Origin of the sequence: Paenibacillus sp. FSL H7-0326 (genome assembly GCF_001955535.1) — a bacterium.
GTDB lineage: Bacteria > Bacillota > Bacilli > Paenibacillales > Paenibacillaceae > Paenibacillus > Paenibacillus shunpengii.
Genome location: NZ_MPVN01000005.1, coordinates 347,850 through 364,817, shown reverse-complemented (window position 1 = coordinate 364,817; position 16,968 = coordinate 347,850). Strand labels below are relative to the sequence as shown.

The window sequence follows — 16,968 nt, the reverse complement described above, 5'->3', positions numbered from 1 at the left end:
GGCGACCATAGGTCGGCCCGTTATTTTTTTGTATATCCAGAGTTTGGAATAATACAATTGTGGTGATAAGATGAATATTATACATAGCGCTATCCATTCGCATGATATACACATGTATTGTACATAGATTAAGTCGTTGAAGGAGTTAATTCAAATGGTTAAACAGACGAAAAAAGCCGCAGCATGGTCGCTTGTTATTATGGGTGCTGGGTTCGCGGCGTCGCTGCCGTTTCAAGATAGTACGGTTGGTAAAATGCTTGTCGGTTCCTTTGAAGCCGGACTCGTTGGCGGGCTTGCTGACTGGTTTGCAGTAACGGCACTCTTTCGCCATCCGCTGGGTCTCAAAATTCCGCATACTGCGCTGCTCCCGAAGAACCGTAAGAAAATTACGGAGGCCCTTGTATCTGCAGTAGAGAACAATCTGCTGAACAAAGACAGCATTGCAGCTAAGATTGCCGAAATGCCGGTATCACAAATGATCCTGGAGATGGCAGAGAAGGAGCTGCATACGACAACAACACATGAGGCGATTGATAAGCTTGCCAAACGCGTCATTTCGTCATTACCTCTGGAGAAGATCGCTCCACTTGTTGCTGAGGAGATTAAGCGCCAGGTTGGACGTGTAGAGATAGAGCCGCTGCTGTCAAAGGCAGAGCAGTACATTACGAGTAAGGGATATGACCGAATGGCTCTGGACTATGGGCTTGATCAGGCAGAGGAGTGGCTCGTTAAACCGGATACCCAGTATACACTCGGCGAAATTGGGATGAGAGCGATGAACTCCCTGCAGGTTAACGGTCTGATGCAGTTTGCTCTGAATGCAGTCATGGGATATTTGAATGAAGAACGGCTTGGAGGGATTCTTCAGCGTTTCTTGTATGATCAGGTACAGGACCTGAAATATGAGGGTCACCCTCGCAGACAAAGTGTACTAAATGCCATTCGCGGACAAGTGCAGCGTTTAGCGCACAGCAAGAAAGTGACAAACGGTCTTGAAGAGTGGAGGGATTCCATGCTTCAGAACTGGGATGCAGAATCAGCTGTGCTTAAGAAGCTGGTGGAATTCCGTGAACAAATGCTGGGTTATATGGAGGATGGAAGTTACGTAGAGAAACAGCTCATTCCGGTCATTTCATCCCTCGTTGCAGAGGTGAAAGAGGATGCTGAGCTTCTGGAACGTATCAACCAGAAGATTGTAGTCAGTGTCACAACCTTGCTGGAGCGTAATCATTCCAAGATCGGCCAGCTCGTACGTGAAAATATCGATAAAATGGATAACAAAACCCTTATTGCGATGATGGAGGATAAGCTCGGTGAGGATCTGCAGTGGATTCGGATTAACGGTGCGGTGACCGGTTTTATGATCGGGATTGTTCTGACCGCATTGCAGCTGGCACTGGCCTAATCGATTTTGTCGCCATATAAGTCAAACAGCTGTTTCCTGCATTCAGGAAACAGCTGTTTTTAATAGAGACTGCAGCTGCATTCGTGCGGCGGAGAACGGGGCCTGTATGTACAGCTCAGTTCTCAAAATCACGTTCGATCCAGCCCTGCTCAAGTGCATACCTGGTGAGCTGGACACGATTCTCCAGCTGGAGCTTTTGTAAAATATTTTTGAGATGATTCTTCACGGTCTGATCCGAAATCCCAAGTCGGTCGGCGATCTCCCGATTGGTCTTGCCGGAGGCAACCCAGTTCAGAATTTCTCGTTCTCGGGTGGTCAGCGGTGTGCTGCCATCATCCCTCTTCTTGGTCTTCGGGAACTCCTGCAATATGCGGTAGGCCAGCTCCGGGTTAACCGGGGCTTCGTCACTGACGACAGCCCTTAGATATTCCAGCCAGGTTGAGGAGGACAAGTTCTTGAACAGGTATCCTTGCGCTCCTTGTTTGAGTGCTTCGAACAGATGTGTCACATCATCAGAGACCGTAACCATCACAATAATCACATACGGATAGCGCTGCTTAATCGCCCGTGTGGTCTCCAGTCCGTCCATCCCTGGCATACGGATATCCATGAGGATGAGATCAGGCATCCATTCCTCGGTCAACACCAGTGCTTCTTCGCCGCTTGATGCGGTAGCTACAATATCAAACAGCGGCTCCTCCGATAATATCGACTCCATGGCAGCTCGGGCATGGGCTGAATCGTCGACGATCAGTACGCGTGTCTTGTTCATGAAGCATCCTCTCCTTTGATAATCTGCATGCAAGTTCCGCCGCCCTCCATGTTGCTGAAGTGAAATCTCCAGCCCATTTCTTCCGCACGACCTCTCGTTATACGAAGCCCATACCGGCCTTTGCGCTGTTCCGGATCACCTGTATAGCCAATTCCGTCATCTGTAATGGACACCTTCCAATGCTCCTTATTTCCTGTTCCTGTTATAGAGATTGTGCTGGCATTGGCATGCTTGCGAATATTTAGAATGGCTTCACGAATACAGGCAATGAGCTCGATATGTTCTTTGGTCGTGAGCGCTTCATCGGAGAGCTTCCATTGAATACGGGAGTCATATCTGCCGTCTGCAACCATGTCCTCGATCTGTCTGAGCAGCTGCTGAGGAGAATCGACGTTGTTCTCTTCACTATGAGGAACTCTCAGCTGGGCGATCGCTTGTCTGGCATAGTGATGCACTTCGTGTACAGTTTTTCTAACATCTTGCAGTTCGCCTTCGTTAGGGGTGCCTGTCAGTTTACGTTCGGCTTTATCAAGCTGGACAGATAAAAGGAATAACGACTGGGCTATACCATCATGCAATTCCCGTGCCAGGTGCTCCCTGGCTTCCAGCGCAGATTTCGCTGCCTTCTCTCGTTCCAGCTCAGCCTGCGATTTCTCCATAATCGTAAACAATTTATTCAATAAAGTGACGCTGATGAGATAGATAATTACCGGCGTCAGCCAGTTTCCTGCCTCCATTGAGAGATAGGGCATGAGAAACTGGTGACGTATATATTCCCACAAACCAACGGTAATGGTTGGGATGAATAAGATCATCCATTTCATTTGTTTATAGCTCATTGCCAGCTTCAGTCTCCTTCTAGGCATGTTGTGAATTAATTTCTATTATACCTTTAATCTGGAGACGAACGAACACTATAGCCTAAGATGCCCAAGCATTCAAGAGGAATTGTATGCCTATAGTAGAAGGTGTACGTTAAATACCAGCTAAGCACTTCTGAGATGAAATTATTACAGAGAATCACCCTTCCTTAACCCAAGGTCAATTCGATATACTTGTATAGAGAAAGAGAAAAGGATTGAAGGAGAGTGTAGTAAAAGCATGAGTCAAGCCGTATTGGAGCGTCGAAGTGAAATACTCAAGAAGAATATCGAACGGATGCTGATTAGAGAGAATCAGCGGGGCATTACGAGACAGCAAAGTATGTTTTTACAACAAATGATTAAAGAGCTTCATCAAACCTCTCATGAACTGGATGTAAAGAAATCATAATTTAATTTAGAAGCTTGTTGTTCTAACATGTAAAAAAACCTATGCGATTACTACGGCTATTCGTAGAATCACATAGGTTTTTTGATGTCAGGGTATATCGGTAATTCTAATATCGTTAGGGCTGAGCTGGCTGTTAATTGGATAGGACAGTGGTGTTGCCCATCTCCATGTACTCTGATCTCGGCATTTGCATTTGGATGTAAGAGATGAACAGCTCCACCAGCTTCGGATCAAACTGTGTTCCTGAACAGTCACGCAGCTCCACAATGGCTTCCTCGAACGTCTTTGTCTTCTGATATGGTCTTTCTGAAGTCATAGCATCGAAGGAATCGATTACGGTAAGCATTCGGCACAACTTCGGAATCTCCTTGCCTTTAAGTCCGTGGGGATAGCCTTTGCCATCATACCGTTCATGATGAAGCTCGATATAGGGGATCAGGTCCTTGAACCGATGATCTGTCATGGCGATTTTTTTGCCCCAAGTGACATGCTGTTTGACAGTTTCCCATTCTTCTGAGGTCAGCTTGCCTTTTTTGTTGAGCACACCCCAAGGGATTTCGAGCTTACCAATGTCATGAATTAAGGCCCCGAGTATAAAATTTCGCCGCTCTTCCTTCTCCAGAGCAAGATGTCCGCTCATATCAAGCGCATACTTATATACTCGCTTCGAATGCTTGAATGTATCAATGTCCTTATATATAAACAGATTAAGCTGCTGCTCGATATAATGAATTTCTTGATCCAGATCAATATCCGCTTCCATCTCGATATTACATCCGTAAGTATGCACGGTGTTCTTGCCTTGCTTCTTCGCATAGTAGAGCGCTTTATCCGCATAATCGACCAGCTGGGATTTGTCATACAGTTCAATTTCGTATTCGGCAATACCGGCAGAGAAGGACAAGCATTTATGAGGAAAAACTTCTACACCATCAAAAGGAGTATCGTTTAATTTTTTTCGAATTCGATCGACGAATGAGCGCGCTTCTTCTATGGCATATCCAGGCATCAGCAGGGTGAATTCTTCCCCGCCATATCTTGATGCAATGATAGGAGTGCCTTTGGTTTCCTCCTTGAGGAGAGAACCCAAAAAGCTGATAAGTGTATCCCCCTTGAGGTGTCCGAAGCTGTCATTGTATTTCTTGAAATCATCGATATCAATCATCGCTAAAGTGAGCGGTGTATCGTTCTTGCGTGCTTCCTCGATGCTTGTCTCCAGTGAGCTCTCAAAATAACTGTGATTGTACAGTCCGGTTCGTTGATCCAAATTTGAACGATTCAGAATCTGATGATACATATTAAACAGTTGTCGAAACGCGTGAGACAGCAATATAGCCAAACCTAGAAACAGGATGAGGCCCAACACTCCATTATGCACAATCAGCACGGTAAGGACGAGAGACAGAATAAGCATACATAAATACACGAGCATAGTCTCTTTGACAAAACCTTTGAGTGTGTTGTACAGATCCTTCCTGTATAAAAGGTAGTAGTACATGAACATTCCAAATGTATTGACCGAAAAATATACCGCAAGCGAAATCATATACACGGGGAGATTTTGATCATCTACACTGCCACGTGTTCCGCCTAGAGATTCGTATACCGTATCCGATAGTGATATCATCAATGAGTACAGAGTGAAGTTCGTTAGCTGCTTCCACCATGGGACATTTCGTTTGTAGATCAAATAACATAGAAACGAAAAAAGCAACACGCTTAATGCCATTTCGCCCCCATATATGAAAATGCATGCAAGGTATATAGAAGAGTCAAACGACATCACATTTCCTTCGGGAGGTAATCGAAAGGTAAGGCTATTAAGTATCAGCGTGGCACCCAGCATGATGTATAAGGTGACCCATTCTTCCGGTGAGTAGCTGAAGAAGGCTCCGCCATTATATTGACTGAAGGTAATCATGCCCGCTAAGCAGAGAGCTGCGATATACCACTGGCTAATATCTACTTTTTTTATTTTTGATAGAAAGGTTGTCATGAAATCTAATTTCTCCTATTAAATTCATCGTATGTTTATATAATTTATCATGACATTAAACGACTGTGTGAATTAATTTCACAACTCATTAAACGAAGAATCTAAAATGATATACTCTCGACTAGAGCGGCTTGGGATTATCGATGAAATAGATTCGTGTATAAAGAAAAAAACAGGCTATGTGGCCTGTTTTGAAAAAAGAATAAAGCTGATAAGTCCTAGCCGAAAGCAAATCCAGAAGTCAATGCCACAACGACAGAAGCAACAATTACCCCGTTCATGATGATGCGGGCGATGTTAGATTTTTTCATGGTATGTATCCTCCTTCGTCTTAATTTGATGTATTTAAACTTGGTGCGAGATCTTGATCTTCAGAATCCTTCTTCGGCGGTACCATAATACTCTGGATGTACAGGAATATACCCAGGTTCATGACAACGTCCCCGATACTAATGACTTGGGTTCGAGGGTAAGGACTCGAGAGCGGGATAATATCTCCCAGAAAGGATAAGCGGGTGGAGGCATCAAGCATGTAATGCTTGTACACAGCGTCACCGCTGGTCAGAAGCTCTGTATAGTAAGGCCCGAGAACTTGGGCAGCTTCTAAAGAGACAGGCATACGGCCGCCGTTGACAGCCATGACGATAAAGTTCAGGAATACGCCAATCAGAATGATCAGAAATCCCTTGTTCTGACGGTTCACCCACAAGAAGAACATTCCTACAATGTAGAGGAACATAAAGAAATATCCTGAAACAGGTGCAAGCCAATCTGCGTTGCCTTGAAAACGGAAAATGATAAACTGGATAAGCAGCAATATTGGGAAAATTAATCCGCCTCGTAGCTTGATCTGTCCAAACTGCATGAGACCGTGCTTAAAGCCGCCTCTGAAAAGTCCTACGATAAGTCCTAGAATTATACCATCATAGACCATGTATCAATCTCCGTTAGTTTCAAATTTTTATCGTAGCATTGTTATTCGACTTCAATTTGGTAAATCCTTCATGAATTTTAAAAAAATTTAGAAATTTTTTTGATTAATTTGTCTGATACCCATTTTCTTGTCTGATTCTGAATCATTATCTGACTTATGATTAGAAATTCACTTCAAATATTTATGAAAAGGTACATAGACCTACAAATTTTTTAAAAATAATCGCAGATGAAGTGTGTATTGGTGTATTGACATACCCTACGGGGGTATAATATATTGAGTGTAGGAATGGAAGGAGGTCATGTGAATGGATGTTAAGAAGATAGCTGTTGAAGGTGAGAACACAGTACATTGCCATGATTCCCATTCAGGACATCAAGAGGAAGGAGTAAGGCACAGTCATCACTCTGATGAAATGAAGAATATTCTGACAACCCGTCTGAACCGGATTGAGGGTCAAATTCGCGGTATAAAGGGCATGATTGAGAGAGATACCTATTGTGATGATGTGCTCACGCAAATTGCGGCTGTTCAATCTGCACTAAACGGTGTCGGCAAGCTTCTGTTAGAGGGGCATATGAAGAGCTGTGTCATTGATCGAATCCAGGCAGGTGAGCATGAAGTGATTGACGAGCTGCTGGTGACGGTTAAGAAGCTTATGAAGTAGTATTGTTGCTGATGGTGCTGAAAGTCTGGATTATAATATAAATCACAATGAAAATGGGAGGAATTGAATATGAGTAACGTAACGTTGAATGTACAAGGTATGTCTTGTAACCATTGTGTGAAGTCTGTTGAAGGTGCACTAGAGAGCGTCGGAGCAAAAGGTACAGTGGACTTGGCCTCCGGTACGGTTAAGATAGAATATGATGAACAAAAGGTAACTGTGGATCAAGTGAAGCATGCGATCGAAGATCAAGGTTATGACGTGGTTTAATCTATTTGAGAATGGATTATATGAAGTGAACAATGAGCGAAGAGCAGTCCGTTCTGGTCTGCTTTTTTCAGATCAATTATATACCCCTAAGGGGTATTAGGGGATGATTCATATGAATTCGCCTACCGTAAGCGGCGAGAAGCATACAAAGTTAAATATTACAGGAATGACCTGTGCTGCTTGTTCTGCCCGCATTGAGAAAGGACTATCACGCATGAAGGGTGTACACAGTGCAAATGTTAATCTCGCTATAGAGCAAGCTTCTGTAAGTTATGATCCGGCCGTCGTTCAAGTCAGTGATCTTAGAAGCAAGGTCGAAGCACTCGGGTATGGAACGGTAGTGGAACGGGTAGATCTGGACATTACAGGGATGACCTGCGCGGCATGTGCGACACGGATTGAAAAAGGGCTTAGCCGAATACCTGGCGTGACGAGTGCGAGTGTTAATCTCGCTTTGGAAACAGCCCACGTTGAATATGATGGGAGTGAGACTGCGCCCGAGGATTTCGTCCGTAAGGTGGAACAGCTTGGCTATGGCGCTCTGCTGCAGAAATCGAAGGAAGACATCACGGCAATCAGGCAGAAGGAGATGGCGCGCAAAAAATGGAAATGGATCATATCTGCCATATTATCGATTCCATTATTGTGGGCTATGGTAGGCCATTTCTCATTCACTTCGTGGATTTATGTGCCTGAGCTGTTCATGAACCCTTGGTTTCAACTCCTCCTGGCAACACCGGTTCAGTTCATTATCGGTTTTCAGTTCTATAAAGGTGCCTATGCAGCTCTTCGCAGCAAGAGTGCGAATATGGACGTGCTTGTTGCCCTCGGTACGTCGGCGGCCTACTTCTACAGTCTGTATCTGACGATCAGCTGGACAATGGAGGGTGGCCATCATGGGGCCGAGCTGTATTACGAGACCAGTGCAATTCTGATTACACTGGTACTGGTGGGCAAATGGTTTGAAAGTGTGGCCAAAGGCCGATCCTCTCAGGCCATCCGCAGTTTGATGGAGATGGCACCGCAGTCGGCAATGGTCATACGTGACGGGCAGGAGATAAGTATTCCGGCTGCAGATGTTGTTGTATCCGACCTGCTTATTGTGAAGCCTGGTGAGAAGTTTCCTGTGGATGGGATTGTTGAGAAAGGGAATTCCTCTGTAGATGAATCTATGCTGAGCGGTGAGAGTCTGCCTGTAGATAAACAAGTGGGCGACAGCGTAACGGGTGCGACGATTAATAAAAATGGCGTGCTCACAGTGAGAGCTACACGGGTAGGCTCAGACACGGCGCTTTCACAGATTATTAAGGTGGTTGAAGAAGCGCAGGGGTCCAAGGCACCGATTCAGCGAATCGCCGATGTCATCTCGGGTATCTTTGTCCCCATCGTTGTAGGGATTGCGGTAGTGACATTTGTGGTGTGGTTCTTCTTCGTGGAGCAGGGCCAATTCGCGGCAGCTCTGGAAAAAGCAATCGCTGTACTCGTCATTGCCTGCCCTTGTGCTCTCGGATTAGCGACTCCAACCTCTATTATGGCAGGCTCGGGCAGGGCGGCCGAGTATGGCATTCTGTTTAAAGGTGGAGAGCACCTGGAGCGTGCTCAGGAGATCGCGACAGTTGTACTGGATAAGACGGGCACGGTTACGGAGGGTAAGCCAAAGCTGACCGATGTCATCATTGCTGAGGGTCGATCTGAAGTAGAGCTGCTGTCTCTTGTTGGAGCAGCAGAAGCGGCTTCGGAGCATCCATTGGCAGGCGCGATCGTTACAGGGATCGGGGAGCGAGGTGTCGCTGTTCCGGAGGCTGAGCGGTTTGAGAATGTGCCGGGCTACGGGATTAAGTCTGTAGTACAAGGGCATGAGCTGCTGATTGGTACGCGGCGCTTGCTTGATGCACACAAGGTGGATCGTTCCGCTGCTGAGATAGGAATGGAAGAGCTTGAAGCTGCTGGCAAAACGGCTATGCTCATCGCCGTGGACGGCGTCTATGCCGGAACCATTGCGGTTGCCGATACGATTAAGGGCACATCCCGGGCAGCTGTTGAACGTCTGAAGTCAATGGGGATTGAAGTGATCATGATGACCGGGGATAATCGGCGCACTGCAGAGGCGGTTGCAGCTGAGGCGGGAATCGACCATGTGCTTGCCGAGGTGCTGCCAGAAGGAAAGGCGGAAGAGATTAAGAAGCTTCAAGCCTCTGGTCAAAAAGTTGCGATGGTAGGTGATGGGATCAACGACGCACCGGCTCTGGCGACAGCAGATACTGGCATGGCAATGGGTACAGGTACGGATGTTGCCATGGAGGCAGCAGATGTCACGCTTATGCGCGGCGACCTGAACAGCATTCCTGATGCGATTCTAATGAGCCGCAGAACGATGGGGAACATCAAGCAGAATCTATTCTGGGCACTGGGGTACAATGTCATTGGCATTCCGATTGCTGCAGCCGGATTTCTCGCTCCGTGGCTGGCAGGAGCGGCTATGGCGCTCAGTTCAATCTCTGTTGTGCTCAATGCCTTAAGACTTCAGCGGATTAAGCTGTAAAATCAAGCTCGAAGCAAAGAAAGAAAATACCTGGCATCTCATTGTGGAGATGACCAGGTATTTTTTAGCTTATTCAATAGTCGCTAACGGATAAATGAATAGTGAATTCATAAGATTTGTTCAGTCCATTATTTTACTTTTTGACAATGGTTCGGAGCATTTCTTTAAATTTCGTTAGTTCCATATCTGTGACGAACCGTGAGGTGCTGCTGTCTTCCTTCATGTGTTCCAGCTCCTCGGCGCTTGGAACTTCTCCTATAGAGGAGACTTTACCCTGTTCCACCATGTAGTTCCCTTGGTAGACTCCAGCAATATAATAAGAATCTGAATCTCCGCGTTTCTGTAAGAACAGAATGGCATGGTCTCCGCTCGATAACAGTGGATTGTAGCTGTCTTGAGCTCGGGTAGGCTCGTGCTCTTGCTTCACGCCGGTATAATTCAGCTTAATCTTCTCGCCGGGTGTAACCCCGGTTGTGGAGTAGAGAACGTCCTTAACTTCAATTTCATAAGGGTCTGATTTGGCATTTAAGACTTCAATCTCGGCAGCCAGCACGGAATCAGCTAAGAGCTCCTCGAAGCTGGAATACGAGACAGCCATACTCTCGGCAGAGCCGGTTGTGCCCGTTGCTGAGCCTTGTTGTGTCATAAGCTGCTCTTCCACATTCTCTGATGCGCTGCCGGAGCTGTCTTCCTTCTCGGCTGCGGCCTCATCTTGCTGGTTGTACTGCTCCGAAGCTGAGGAGGGAGAAGTGCGTTCGGAGCTGGCATTATCGTTGTTTTTCTGATTGGGGAACGAATGTAACTCGGCTCCCATGGATTCGGTTTGGCTGGTCTCAGCCGCTTCATCCGATATACTTGCTATGTTCTCGGTAACAGCACCATTGGGTGTAAGCCACCATGCGGAAGCGAGTACCGCTCCACTGATACCAACAGTGATAAGTATACGTCTCCACTGCCAAGGTCGTGGCTTAGGCTGAGAATGAGGAGTCAGATTCTGTACCGTTTGGATGACTCGCTGCTTATGCTCTTCTGTAAAAGGCTCCTCTGTAAAAGGCCCCTTCTTCAATCGCTCCTGCCAGTCTTCATGTTGATCGGTCATTCTTCGAGCCTCCTTAATTCTTTTTGCGCCTTCAGCTTGGCACGGGACAGTCTGGATTTTACGGTGCCTTCCGAGATGTTCAGCAGCTCTGCAATCTCTTTTATTTTCATGTCATATTTTAATGACAGCACAAGAACCTCCCTGAATTTGTCGGGAAGCTCCATAATGATATCCCATATCGCATCAGCGTACTGCTGTTCCATAACCTCCGTCTCGGCAGAAGGTGAGGTGCTTGTACTGTATTTTGCAGCGCTGCTGCCTTCCACCGGATAATCCAATGAAGCGATCCGGCCGCCAAGCAGACCCTGCTTGAAGAAGCGGGATCTTCGATAGGAAAAAGCGGTATTTCGAGTAATCGTAAACAGCCATGTCTTCGTAGAGGCGTCTCCGCGAAATGTATGCATCCCTTGATATACCTTGATAAAAACTTCTTGGGAGATATCATCTGCGTGATCGCGGTTTCTCGTCAAAAAATAGGCGTAATTCCAGACGTCGTTGCCATACTCGTCCATGAGTTTATATAAAATCTGATGATCTGAGTCCAAGTGCGTCACCTCTCTTCCCATTAGACTTAGGAATCGCGCAAAAAGTTCCAGTCGCTCCTGTATTGCCTGCCACGCTCCGGGTTGTTTTGGATGCGAAGCATTTTCTCGAAGTGAAAACAGAGCATCCAAAGCCAAAAGTCGCTCTGCGTGTAAACACTCGCTGGGGTATGGGTACCTTCGGTTGTACGCTGCCTCTCCTCAGAAGAGGCATGGACTACAACAGGCGGTTGATTCAACCTGATCAGCAATTTCATTTTAATCTTAAGAATCGGATAAGCATATCGGAAGATACTTGAAGAAGGGAGAGATCATCCATGAAAAACAAGCCTCCTTGCTCATTCTACTTACGCTTAAGACAGAGGTTATTCGGTCAGCTGGTTCTCCACAGTGCGGAGGCTCCTTTGTGGGGGAATACAATCAAAGATAAACGTGCATGAAAAAACAATTTACAAACCGATGGTCGGTTTTTATAATAAGATCATAACCAAATAATTACAGTGTAACGATTAGGAGGAAGCCAGTGAAGCAGGAGGAACGGAAGAGGCAAACGGTCAGGAATCTGCTGGATGCAACGAAGGAGCTTGTGCGGGAGCAAGGGTGTGAGACGATTAAAATGAAGGACATCATGGAGCGTTCACAGCTATCCAAGGGGGCAATTTTCCATTATGTAAAAACGAAGGATGAAATTTTTGCAATGGTTCTGCAGGAGGCTGTGGCTGAAACACATGCCCGTTTTGAGGCTGAAGTAGAGGAGCGGGGGAAGACGTTTGACGGGCCGATGAGCCGCATAGCGGAAAGTTTTCCTGCACTCGAGGACGGAAAAAACGTAACGAACCAAATTCTGATGTATTTGCTGGGCAAGGAGCAGGAGCCGGCGGTTGCGGAGGTGCTGCAGGCTTTTTATGAGCAGACATTCCGCTATTCCCGGGAGTGGATAGTTACCGGGCAGCAGGCAGGCGTCATTCACGATTCGGTCGATGCCAACCGGATGGCAGAGCTGCTGGTGCTTATTTCACTCGGCCAACGACTGCGGTCGTCTATTCCTGGAATTGCTCCGGGGTTGTTCAGAGCGGATGATTTTACATCGTTGATCCAGAGCATGTTGAAAAGGGATTAGCTGTCGGATAACGATCAATTGATATGAATCATGAAAAGGAGTGGAGCTGGGTATGATACCTTTTTATGCTCTTATTGTTTCATTCATCGTCTTGAGATGTTTAGGATTGGCAGGGTGGGATTACTTCGACAGCTGGCAGCATGCCCTTCAGGCAGCATCCGGCATCATGCTTCTGCTCGGGGCTTCTGCCCATTGGGGGAGCAAGCGGGCTGATCTCGTCAGGATGGTGCCAAGCTGGGTGCCACAGCCGGAGTGGGTAGTGACAATTACCGGATTGCTGGAAATCGCAGGTGCAATTGGACTCGTAATTCCCGCTCTCTCTACGCTGGCAGCGGTTTGCTTGGTCGTACTCTTGGCTGCCATGTTCCCCGCCAACATGAAGGCTGCGAATGAAAGGCTAACGATTGGCGGGCGGCCCGTTCCAACACTGCCTGTCCGAACATTGCTCCAGCTGGTGTTTATTGCCGCGATTCTTTTGTCCGCACCGGGAATTGTATAATCATTCATTGTGATGCAGAGAGATCAAAGGCTTATATGAACGGCCGGGGCCTGCCTTGAAAGGGTCCCGGCAAGGGAGTAGACTTAAAGACGTAACTATCGCCTATGAAAATTTATATAGAAAACGGAGTGAAAGAAGTCGTGAATGATACGATTAACCTGTTAATGAATCATCGTTCGATCCGTAAATACAAAAATGAGCCTGTCACGGATGAGCAGCTTAACACGATCATTGCTGCGGCTCAAATGGCTTCCTCATCCAGTAATGTGCAAGCCTACAGCGTTATCGCCGTCACAGATTCAGGCTTGAAAAATGAGCTGGCTTCGCTTGCCGGCAACCAGGCCTATATTCAGGAATGCCCGGTCTTCCTTGTCTGGTGTGCCGATTTGTATCGACTTCGCGAAGCGGCCGTTTCGGAGGCAGCTGGCGAGGAGACTTATGAGGATACGACGGAGAATTATACAGTGGCAACGATTGACGTCGCTCTTGCTGCACAAAATGCAGCGATTGCAGCCGAGTCACTCGGTCTCGGTATCGTATATATTGGAGGCATTCGCAATCAAATTGCCGAGGTTGCTGATCTGCTGGGTCTGCCTGAGCTGGTATATCCCGTGTTCGGTATGTGCCTTGGTGTTCCGGATCAGGAGCCGCTGCTTCGGCCCCGCCTGCCGCTGCCTGCAGTGCTTCACAAGAACGGATATGACCGTGAAGAGACCAGGGTACAGGTCAAGGAATACGACAAGACACTATCGTCTTATATGCAAGAACGTTCCTCCGGCAAGCAGACCGCAACGTGGTCTGAAATGATGGCGAAGCGTCTGACGCAGCCTGCCCGCTTGCAGCTGAAGGCATTTCTTGAGAGCAAGGGCTTTATGAAGCGTTAAGTATATACTTCGAACCAAAGACACTGTCCCTGCGTTAAACGGACAGTGTCTTTTTTATAATGAACAATTCTGAGTTGTAATGCGTGCCTTCTATTAGTTACTACGGTCGGTATGCCAATTTATTGTCCTATTTATGAAATCTTGCACGGAACTGGCTGGGCGATTCATCCGTCCACCGCTTGTATTGTCTGCTGAAGTGAGCGATGTTCTTATATCCCAGCTTCATCGAGATCTCCTCGATGGACAGATCGGGATCCATCAGCAGCAGCTTGGCTTTCTTAAGAATTAACATGGACATATACTGTCTTGGCGATAAACCAAACGCACGGGAAAACATCCGATTCACCGAAGATGTGCTATAGCCGACCTCCTGAGCGATGGACTCCACGGTATCATGCGCCAAGGCATCCCCATCCTCATTCTCAATATCTCCTACCATCTGTTCCAGTCTGGAGGCTACGTAAGACGCAGTCGGGTTAATCTGCGAAGGCGTACTGTGTTCTTCCTGGGACAGCACATGACTGAGTGCCCCAAACAGCTCGAACAAGGCCGAGAGGATCATCATTCGTGATTGTACACGCACACCCGCTTCATCCAGGGTAAGCATAATAAGCTTGTCCAGTGCAGGCCGGATCTGCTTGCTGAGTTCACTTCCCGAATCAAAGAAAGGACCGCTTCGGGCGCATAGCAGCTCTCTGAATGCAGGCTCATCCACGTCAAAATGAATGCAATAATAGGTCATTCCCTGTGCAGAAGCTGCATAGCTCTCATGCTCCTCACCAGGAATGAGCAGCATCAAGTCGCCCGGCTGCTGAAGGTAAGGCTGCCCGTTTGCCTTCATACGCTGTGATCCGGATAGAACGAGGTTAACCTCGAAAAAGGGATGCGAATGAGCAGGGTAACTCCAATTGGAGTCTACAGTGCGGTAATGGGCGGCAAAGACACGGAATGTAGAATTCATATCCGGCAGCATAAATTCCGTGCGCTTGTGCTCGTCCTGACCAAGCTCTGCCGCCGGAAACTTGAGCCGATGTTTGGGCTGCTCGTTTTTGCGTTCGTTGCTATTGTTCATGCTGGATTCACCTTCTTAACCTTCTTTATAATTTGATTTTTATTTGCTCGATTTGGATAAATTGTGACCTCTTCTGGATATGGGTAAACGAGATAAACCTTGCTATGATTATAGCATACTACTAAAAATATACGGGGAATATCATGCTGAATAAGTTGGGTAAATGATAACTATAGAAACAACAGCATGGACCGTAATGAGAAGGAGCATAATCGATGGCTACAATCCAGAACCCGATCTTGACGGGATTTAACCCGGACCCAAGCATTTGCCGTGCCGGGGATGACTATTATATTGCCGTATCGACATTCGAGTGGTTTCCTGGTGTGGGAATCTACCATTCAAGAGATCTTAAGAACTGGAGACTTGTATCAAGACCGCTTAATCGCTTGAGTCAGCTGAATATGATGGGTAATCCCGACTCTGGCGGGATATGGGCACCTGCATTGTCCTATCATAACGACAAATTCTGGCTCATCTACACCGATGTCAAAGTGACAGAGGGGCAGTGGAAGGATTCCCATAACTACTTGGTAACCTGTGACACGATTGATGGAGAGTGGTCTGAGCCGATCTACCTGAACAGCTCCGGCTTTGACCCGTCGTTATTCCATGATGAGGATGGCAAGAAGTACCTGGTTAACATGGTATGGGATCAACGGGCCTCGAATCACCCTTTCTATGGTATCGCGCTTCAAGAATATGATCCTGAGCAGCAGAAGCTTATTGGCAAATCTGAGATTATTTTTAAGGGAACCGACATTAAGCTGACAGAAGCTCCGCATTTATACAAAATTGACGGTACTTACTTCCTGCTCACGGCAGAAGGCGGAACGAAGTATGATCACTGCTCGACACTTGCGCGTTCCAAAGACCTGCGTGGTCCTTATGAGGTGCATCCGGAGAACCCGCTTATATCTTCCTTTGCTCATCCGCGCAACCCTTTGCAGAAGGCAGGACATTCCTCGATCGTGCATACCCATACAGATGAATGGTTCCTGGTGCATCTGACCGGCAGACCACTCTCGAGAGAAGGACAACCGCTGCTTGATCCAAGAGGATACTGTCCGCTCGGCCGCGAAACGGCGATTCAGCGTCTCGAATGGAGAGATGGATGGCCTTACGTAGTCGGCGGCAACCAGCCTTCGCTTCAGATTGAAGGGCCGAATATGGAAGAGGTCATTTGGGGTCCGGACTTCCCGGAGAAGGACGATTTTGACAGCGAAGTGCTGAACCTGCATTTCCAAAGCCTGCGGATTCCGCTCGGAAGTGAGATTATGTCACTCACAGATCGTCCGGGACATTTAAGACTGTACGGCAAAGAGTCGTTCTCATCGAAGTTCACACAGGCATTTATCGCGAGACGCTGGCAGCACTTCCGGTTCACAGCAGAGACCAAGGTGGCATTTAATCCGACGACATTCCAGCAGTCTGCAGGACTCAGCAACTATTACAATACGCAGAACTGGACTTCCTGCCAGATCACATGGAACGAGGAGAAGGGAAGAATCCTCGAGCTCGTCGCTTGCGATAACTTCTCCTTCTCCCAGCCTTTGCAGGGGAATGAAATTGTCATTCCAGATGAGGTAGAATACGTATACCTCCGTGTAGATGTAAAATATGACGTTTATGAGTACTCCTATTCTTGGAATGGAGAGGACTGGACGACCATTCCGGTGCAATTCCAATCTCATAAGCTGTCTGATGATTACATTCAGGGCGGCGGCTTCTTCACAGGAGCGTTCGTCGGCATGCGCAGCCAGGATACGTCGGGACAGAGCCTGCCAGCTGATTTTGATTACTTTATCTATAAGAGCGAATCTATTTCATAATATCTTCAGTCATAAAAAAGCTCCGAACACCTCGCATGGGATGAACACCATGCGGAAGGGTT

16 protein-coding genes are annotated in these 16,968 nt (G+C 47.1%); 9 read left to right on the top strand and 7 right to left on the bottom strand.

Annotated features, from left to right (window positions below):
* Positions 1-148 precede the first annotated feature (148 nt).
* Positions 149-1,405 (top strand): DUF445 domain-containing protein, encoded by a 1,257-nt coding sequence (locus tag BK126_RS23095; RefSeq protein WP_083656149.1) that lies wholly within the window; start codon positions 149-151, stop codon positions 1,403-1,405.
* Between the two features lie 115 nt (positions 1,406-1,520).
* On the opposite strand, the gene BK126_RS23090 is transcribed toward BK126_RS23095, so the two are convergent.
* Complete coding sequence (locus tag BK126_RS23090) at positions 1,521-2,177, bottom strand: response regulator (RefSeq protein WP_076314880.1); 657 nt, start codon at positions 2,175-2,177, stop codon at positions 1,521-1,523.
* Positions 2,174-3,016 carry a sensor histidine kinase gene (locus tag BK126_RS23085; RefSeq protein WP_076314879.1) on the bottom strand — a complete coding sequence of 281 codons (843 nt, stop codon included), beginning with the start codon at positions 3,014-3,016 and terminating at the stop codon, positions 2,174-2,176. The genes BK126_RS23090 and BK126_RS23085 overlap by 4 nt, the downstream gene beginning before the upstream one ends.
* Before the next feature lie 262 nt (positions 3,017-3,278).
* Between BK126_RS23085 and BK126_RS29530 the strand changes: the two genes are divergently transcribed.
* Positions 3,279-3,449: a hypothetical protein gene (locus tag BK126_RS29530; protein ID WP_170862498.1), complete on the top strand. Its 171-nt coding sequence runs from the start codon at positions 3,279-3,281 to the stop codon at positions 3,447-3,449.
* Between the two features lie 133 nt (positions 3,450-3,582).
* Here the strand turns inward: BK126_RS29530 and BK126_RS23080 are convergent, their stop codons facing one another.
* Entirely contained in the window at positions 3,583-5,445 is a 1,863-nt protein-coding gene (locus BK126_RS23080) for a bifunctional diguanylate cyclase/phosphohydrolase (protein ID WP_076314878.1), read from the bottom strand.
* 331 nt (positions 5,446-5,776) lie between these two features.
* On the bottom strand, positions 5,777-6,379 hold the full coding sequence (locus BK126_RS23075) for a DUF5317 domain-containing protein (RefSeq protein ID WP_076314877.1): 603 nt from the start codon (positions 6,377-6,379) through the stop codon (positions 5,777-5,779).
* Between the two features lie 307 nt (positions 6,380-6,686).
* Here BK126_RS23075 and BK126_RS23070 point away from each other — a divergent pair, with 307 nt between their 5' ends.
* From BK126_RS23070 to BK126_RS23060, 3 genes are all read left to right on the top strand, one after another.
* On the top strand, positions 6,687-7,046 hold the full coding sequence (locus tag BK126_RS23070; protein ID WP_076314876.1) for a metal-sensitive transcriptional regulator: 360 nt from the start codon (positions 6,687-6,689) through the stop codon (positions 7,044-7,046).
* A 69-nt stretch (positions 7,047-7,115) separates the two neighbouring features.
* Complete coding sequence (locus BK126_RS23065; protein WP_076314875.1) at positions 7,116-7,316, top strand: copper ion binding protein; 201 nt, start codon at positions 7,116-7,118, stop codon at positions 7,314-7,316.
* Positions 7,317-7,428: 112 nt separating this feature from the next.
* Complete coding sequence (locus BK126_RS23060) at positions 7,429-9,858, top strand: heavy metal translocating P-type ATPase (protein WP_076314958.1); 2,430 nt, start codon at positions 7,429-7,431, stop codon at positions 9,856-9,858.
* A 133-nt stretch (positions 9,859-9,991) separates the two neighbouring features.
* Here BK126_RS23060 and BK126_RS23055 read toward each other — a convergent pair whose 3' ends face one another.
* A complete protein-coding gene (locus tag BK126_RS23055) occupies positions 9,992-10,957 on the bottom strand; it encodes a glycosyltransferase family 29 protein (protein ID WP_076314874.1) in 966 nt (321 codons plus the stop codon).
* Positions 10,954-11,511 (bottom strand): RNA polymerase sigma factor, encoded by a 558-nt coding sequence (locus BK126_RS23050; RefSeq protein ID WP_305954052.1) that lies wholly within the window; start codon positions 11,509-11,511, stop codon positions 10,954-10,956. The genes BK126_RS23055 and BK126_RS23050 overlap by 4 nt, the downstream gene beginning before the upstream one ends.
* A 511-nt stretch (positions 11,512-12,022) precedes the next feature.
* Here BK126_RS23050 and BK126_RS23045 point away from each other — a divergent pair.
* The 3 genes from BK126_RS23045 (at position 12,023) to nfsA (ending at position 14,002) form a co-directional block, all read left to right on the top strand.
* The gene (locus BK126_RS23045) at positions 12,023-12,619 is read left to right on the top strand and encodes a TetR/AcrR family transcriptional regulator (protein ID WP_076314872.1); all 597 of its coding nucleotides are present in this window, start codon (positions 12,023-12,025) and stop codon (positions 12,617-12,619) included.
* A gap of 52 nt (positions 12,620-12,671) precedes the next feature.
* Positions 12,672-13,118 carry a DoxX family protein gene (locus BK126_RS23040; RefSeq protein ID WP_076314871.1) on the top strand — a complete coding sequence of 149 codons (447 nt, stop codon included), beginning with the start codon at positions 12,672-12,674 and terminating at the stop codon, positions 13,116-13,118.
* 140 nt (positions 13,119-13,258) lie between these two features.
* Positions 13,259-14,002 (top strand): oxygen-insensitive NADPH nitroreductase, encoded by a 744-nt coding sequence (gene nfsA, locus BK126_RS23035; protein WP_076314957.1) that lies wholly within the window; start codon positions 13,259-13,261, stop codon positions 14,000-14,002.
* A 127-nt stretch (positions 14,003-14,129) separates the two neighbouring features.
* Here the strand turns inward: nfsA and BK126_RS23030 are convergent, their stop codons facing one another.
* Positions 14,130-15,074: an AraC family transcriptional regulator gene (locus BK126_RS23030; protein ID WP_083656118.1), complete on the bottom strand. Its 945-nt coding sequence runs from the start codon at positions 15,072-15,074 to the stop codon at positions 14,130-14,132.
* A gap of 215 nt (positions 15,075-15,289) precedes the next feature.
* Between BK126_RS23030 and BK126_RS23025 the strand changes: the two genes are divergently transcribed.
* Positions 15,290-16,906, top strand: a complete 1,617-nt coding sequence (locus tag BK126_RS23025; RefSeq protein WP_076314870.1) for a glycoside hydrolase family 43 protein — start codon at positions 15,290-15,292, stop codon at positions 16,904-16,906.
* Positions 16,907-16,968 lie beyond the last annotated feature (62 nt).

Excerpts from the sequence above, each read along its gene's own strand:
- BK126_RS23060 (WP_076314958.1), top strand. The coding sequence starts at position 7,429 with ATGAATTCGCCTACCGTAAGCGGCGAGAAGCATACAAAGTTAAATATT.
- BK126_RS23090 (WP_076314880.1), bottom strand. The coding sequence starts at position 2,177 with ATGAACAAGACACGCGTACTGATCGTCGACGATTCAGCCCATGCCCGA.
- BK126_RS23040 (WP_076314871.1), top strand. The coding sequence starts at position 12,672 with ATGATACCTTTTTATGCTCTTATTGTTTCATTCATCGTCTTGAGATGT.
- BK126_RS23025 (WP_076314870.1), top strand. The coding sequence starts at position 15,290 with ATGGCTACAATCCAGAACCCGATCTTGACGGGATTTAACCCGGACCCA.
- BK126_RS23075 (WP_076314877.1), bottom strand. The coding sequence starts at position 6,379 with ATGGTCTATGATGGTATAATTCTAGGACTTATCGTAGGACTTTTCAGA.
- BK126_RS23080 (WP_076314878.1), bottom strand. The coding sequence starts at position 5,445 with ATGACAACCTTTCTATCAAAAATAAAAAAAGTAGATATTAGCCAGTGG.
- BK126_RS23055 (WP_076314874.1), bottom strand. The coding sequence starts at position 10,957 with ATGACCGATCAACATGAAGACTGGCAGGAGCGATTGAAGAAGGGGCCT.
- BK126_RS23065 (WP_076314875.1), top strand. The coding sequence starts at position 7,116 with ATGAGTAACGTAACGTTGAATGTACAAGGTATGTCTTGTAACCATTGT.
- BK126_RS23070 (WP_076314876.1), top strand. The coding sequence starts at position 6,687 with ATGGATGTTAAGAAGATAGCTGTTGAAGGTGAGAACACAGTACATTGC.
- BK126_RS23030 (WP_083656118.1), bottom strand. The coding sequence starts at position 15,074 with ATGAACAATAGCAACGAACGCAAAAACGAGCAGCCCAAACATCGGCTC.
- BK126_RS23085 (WP_076314879.1), bottom strand. The coding sequence starts at position 3,016 with ATGAGCTATAAACAAATGAAATGGATGATCTTATTCATCCCAACCATT.
- BK126_RS29530 (WP_170862498.1), top strand. The coding sequence starts at position 3,279 with ATGAGTCAAGCCGTATTGGAGCGTCGAAGTGAAATACTCAAGAAGAAT.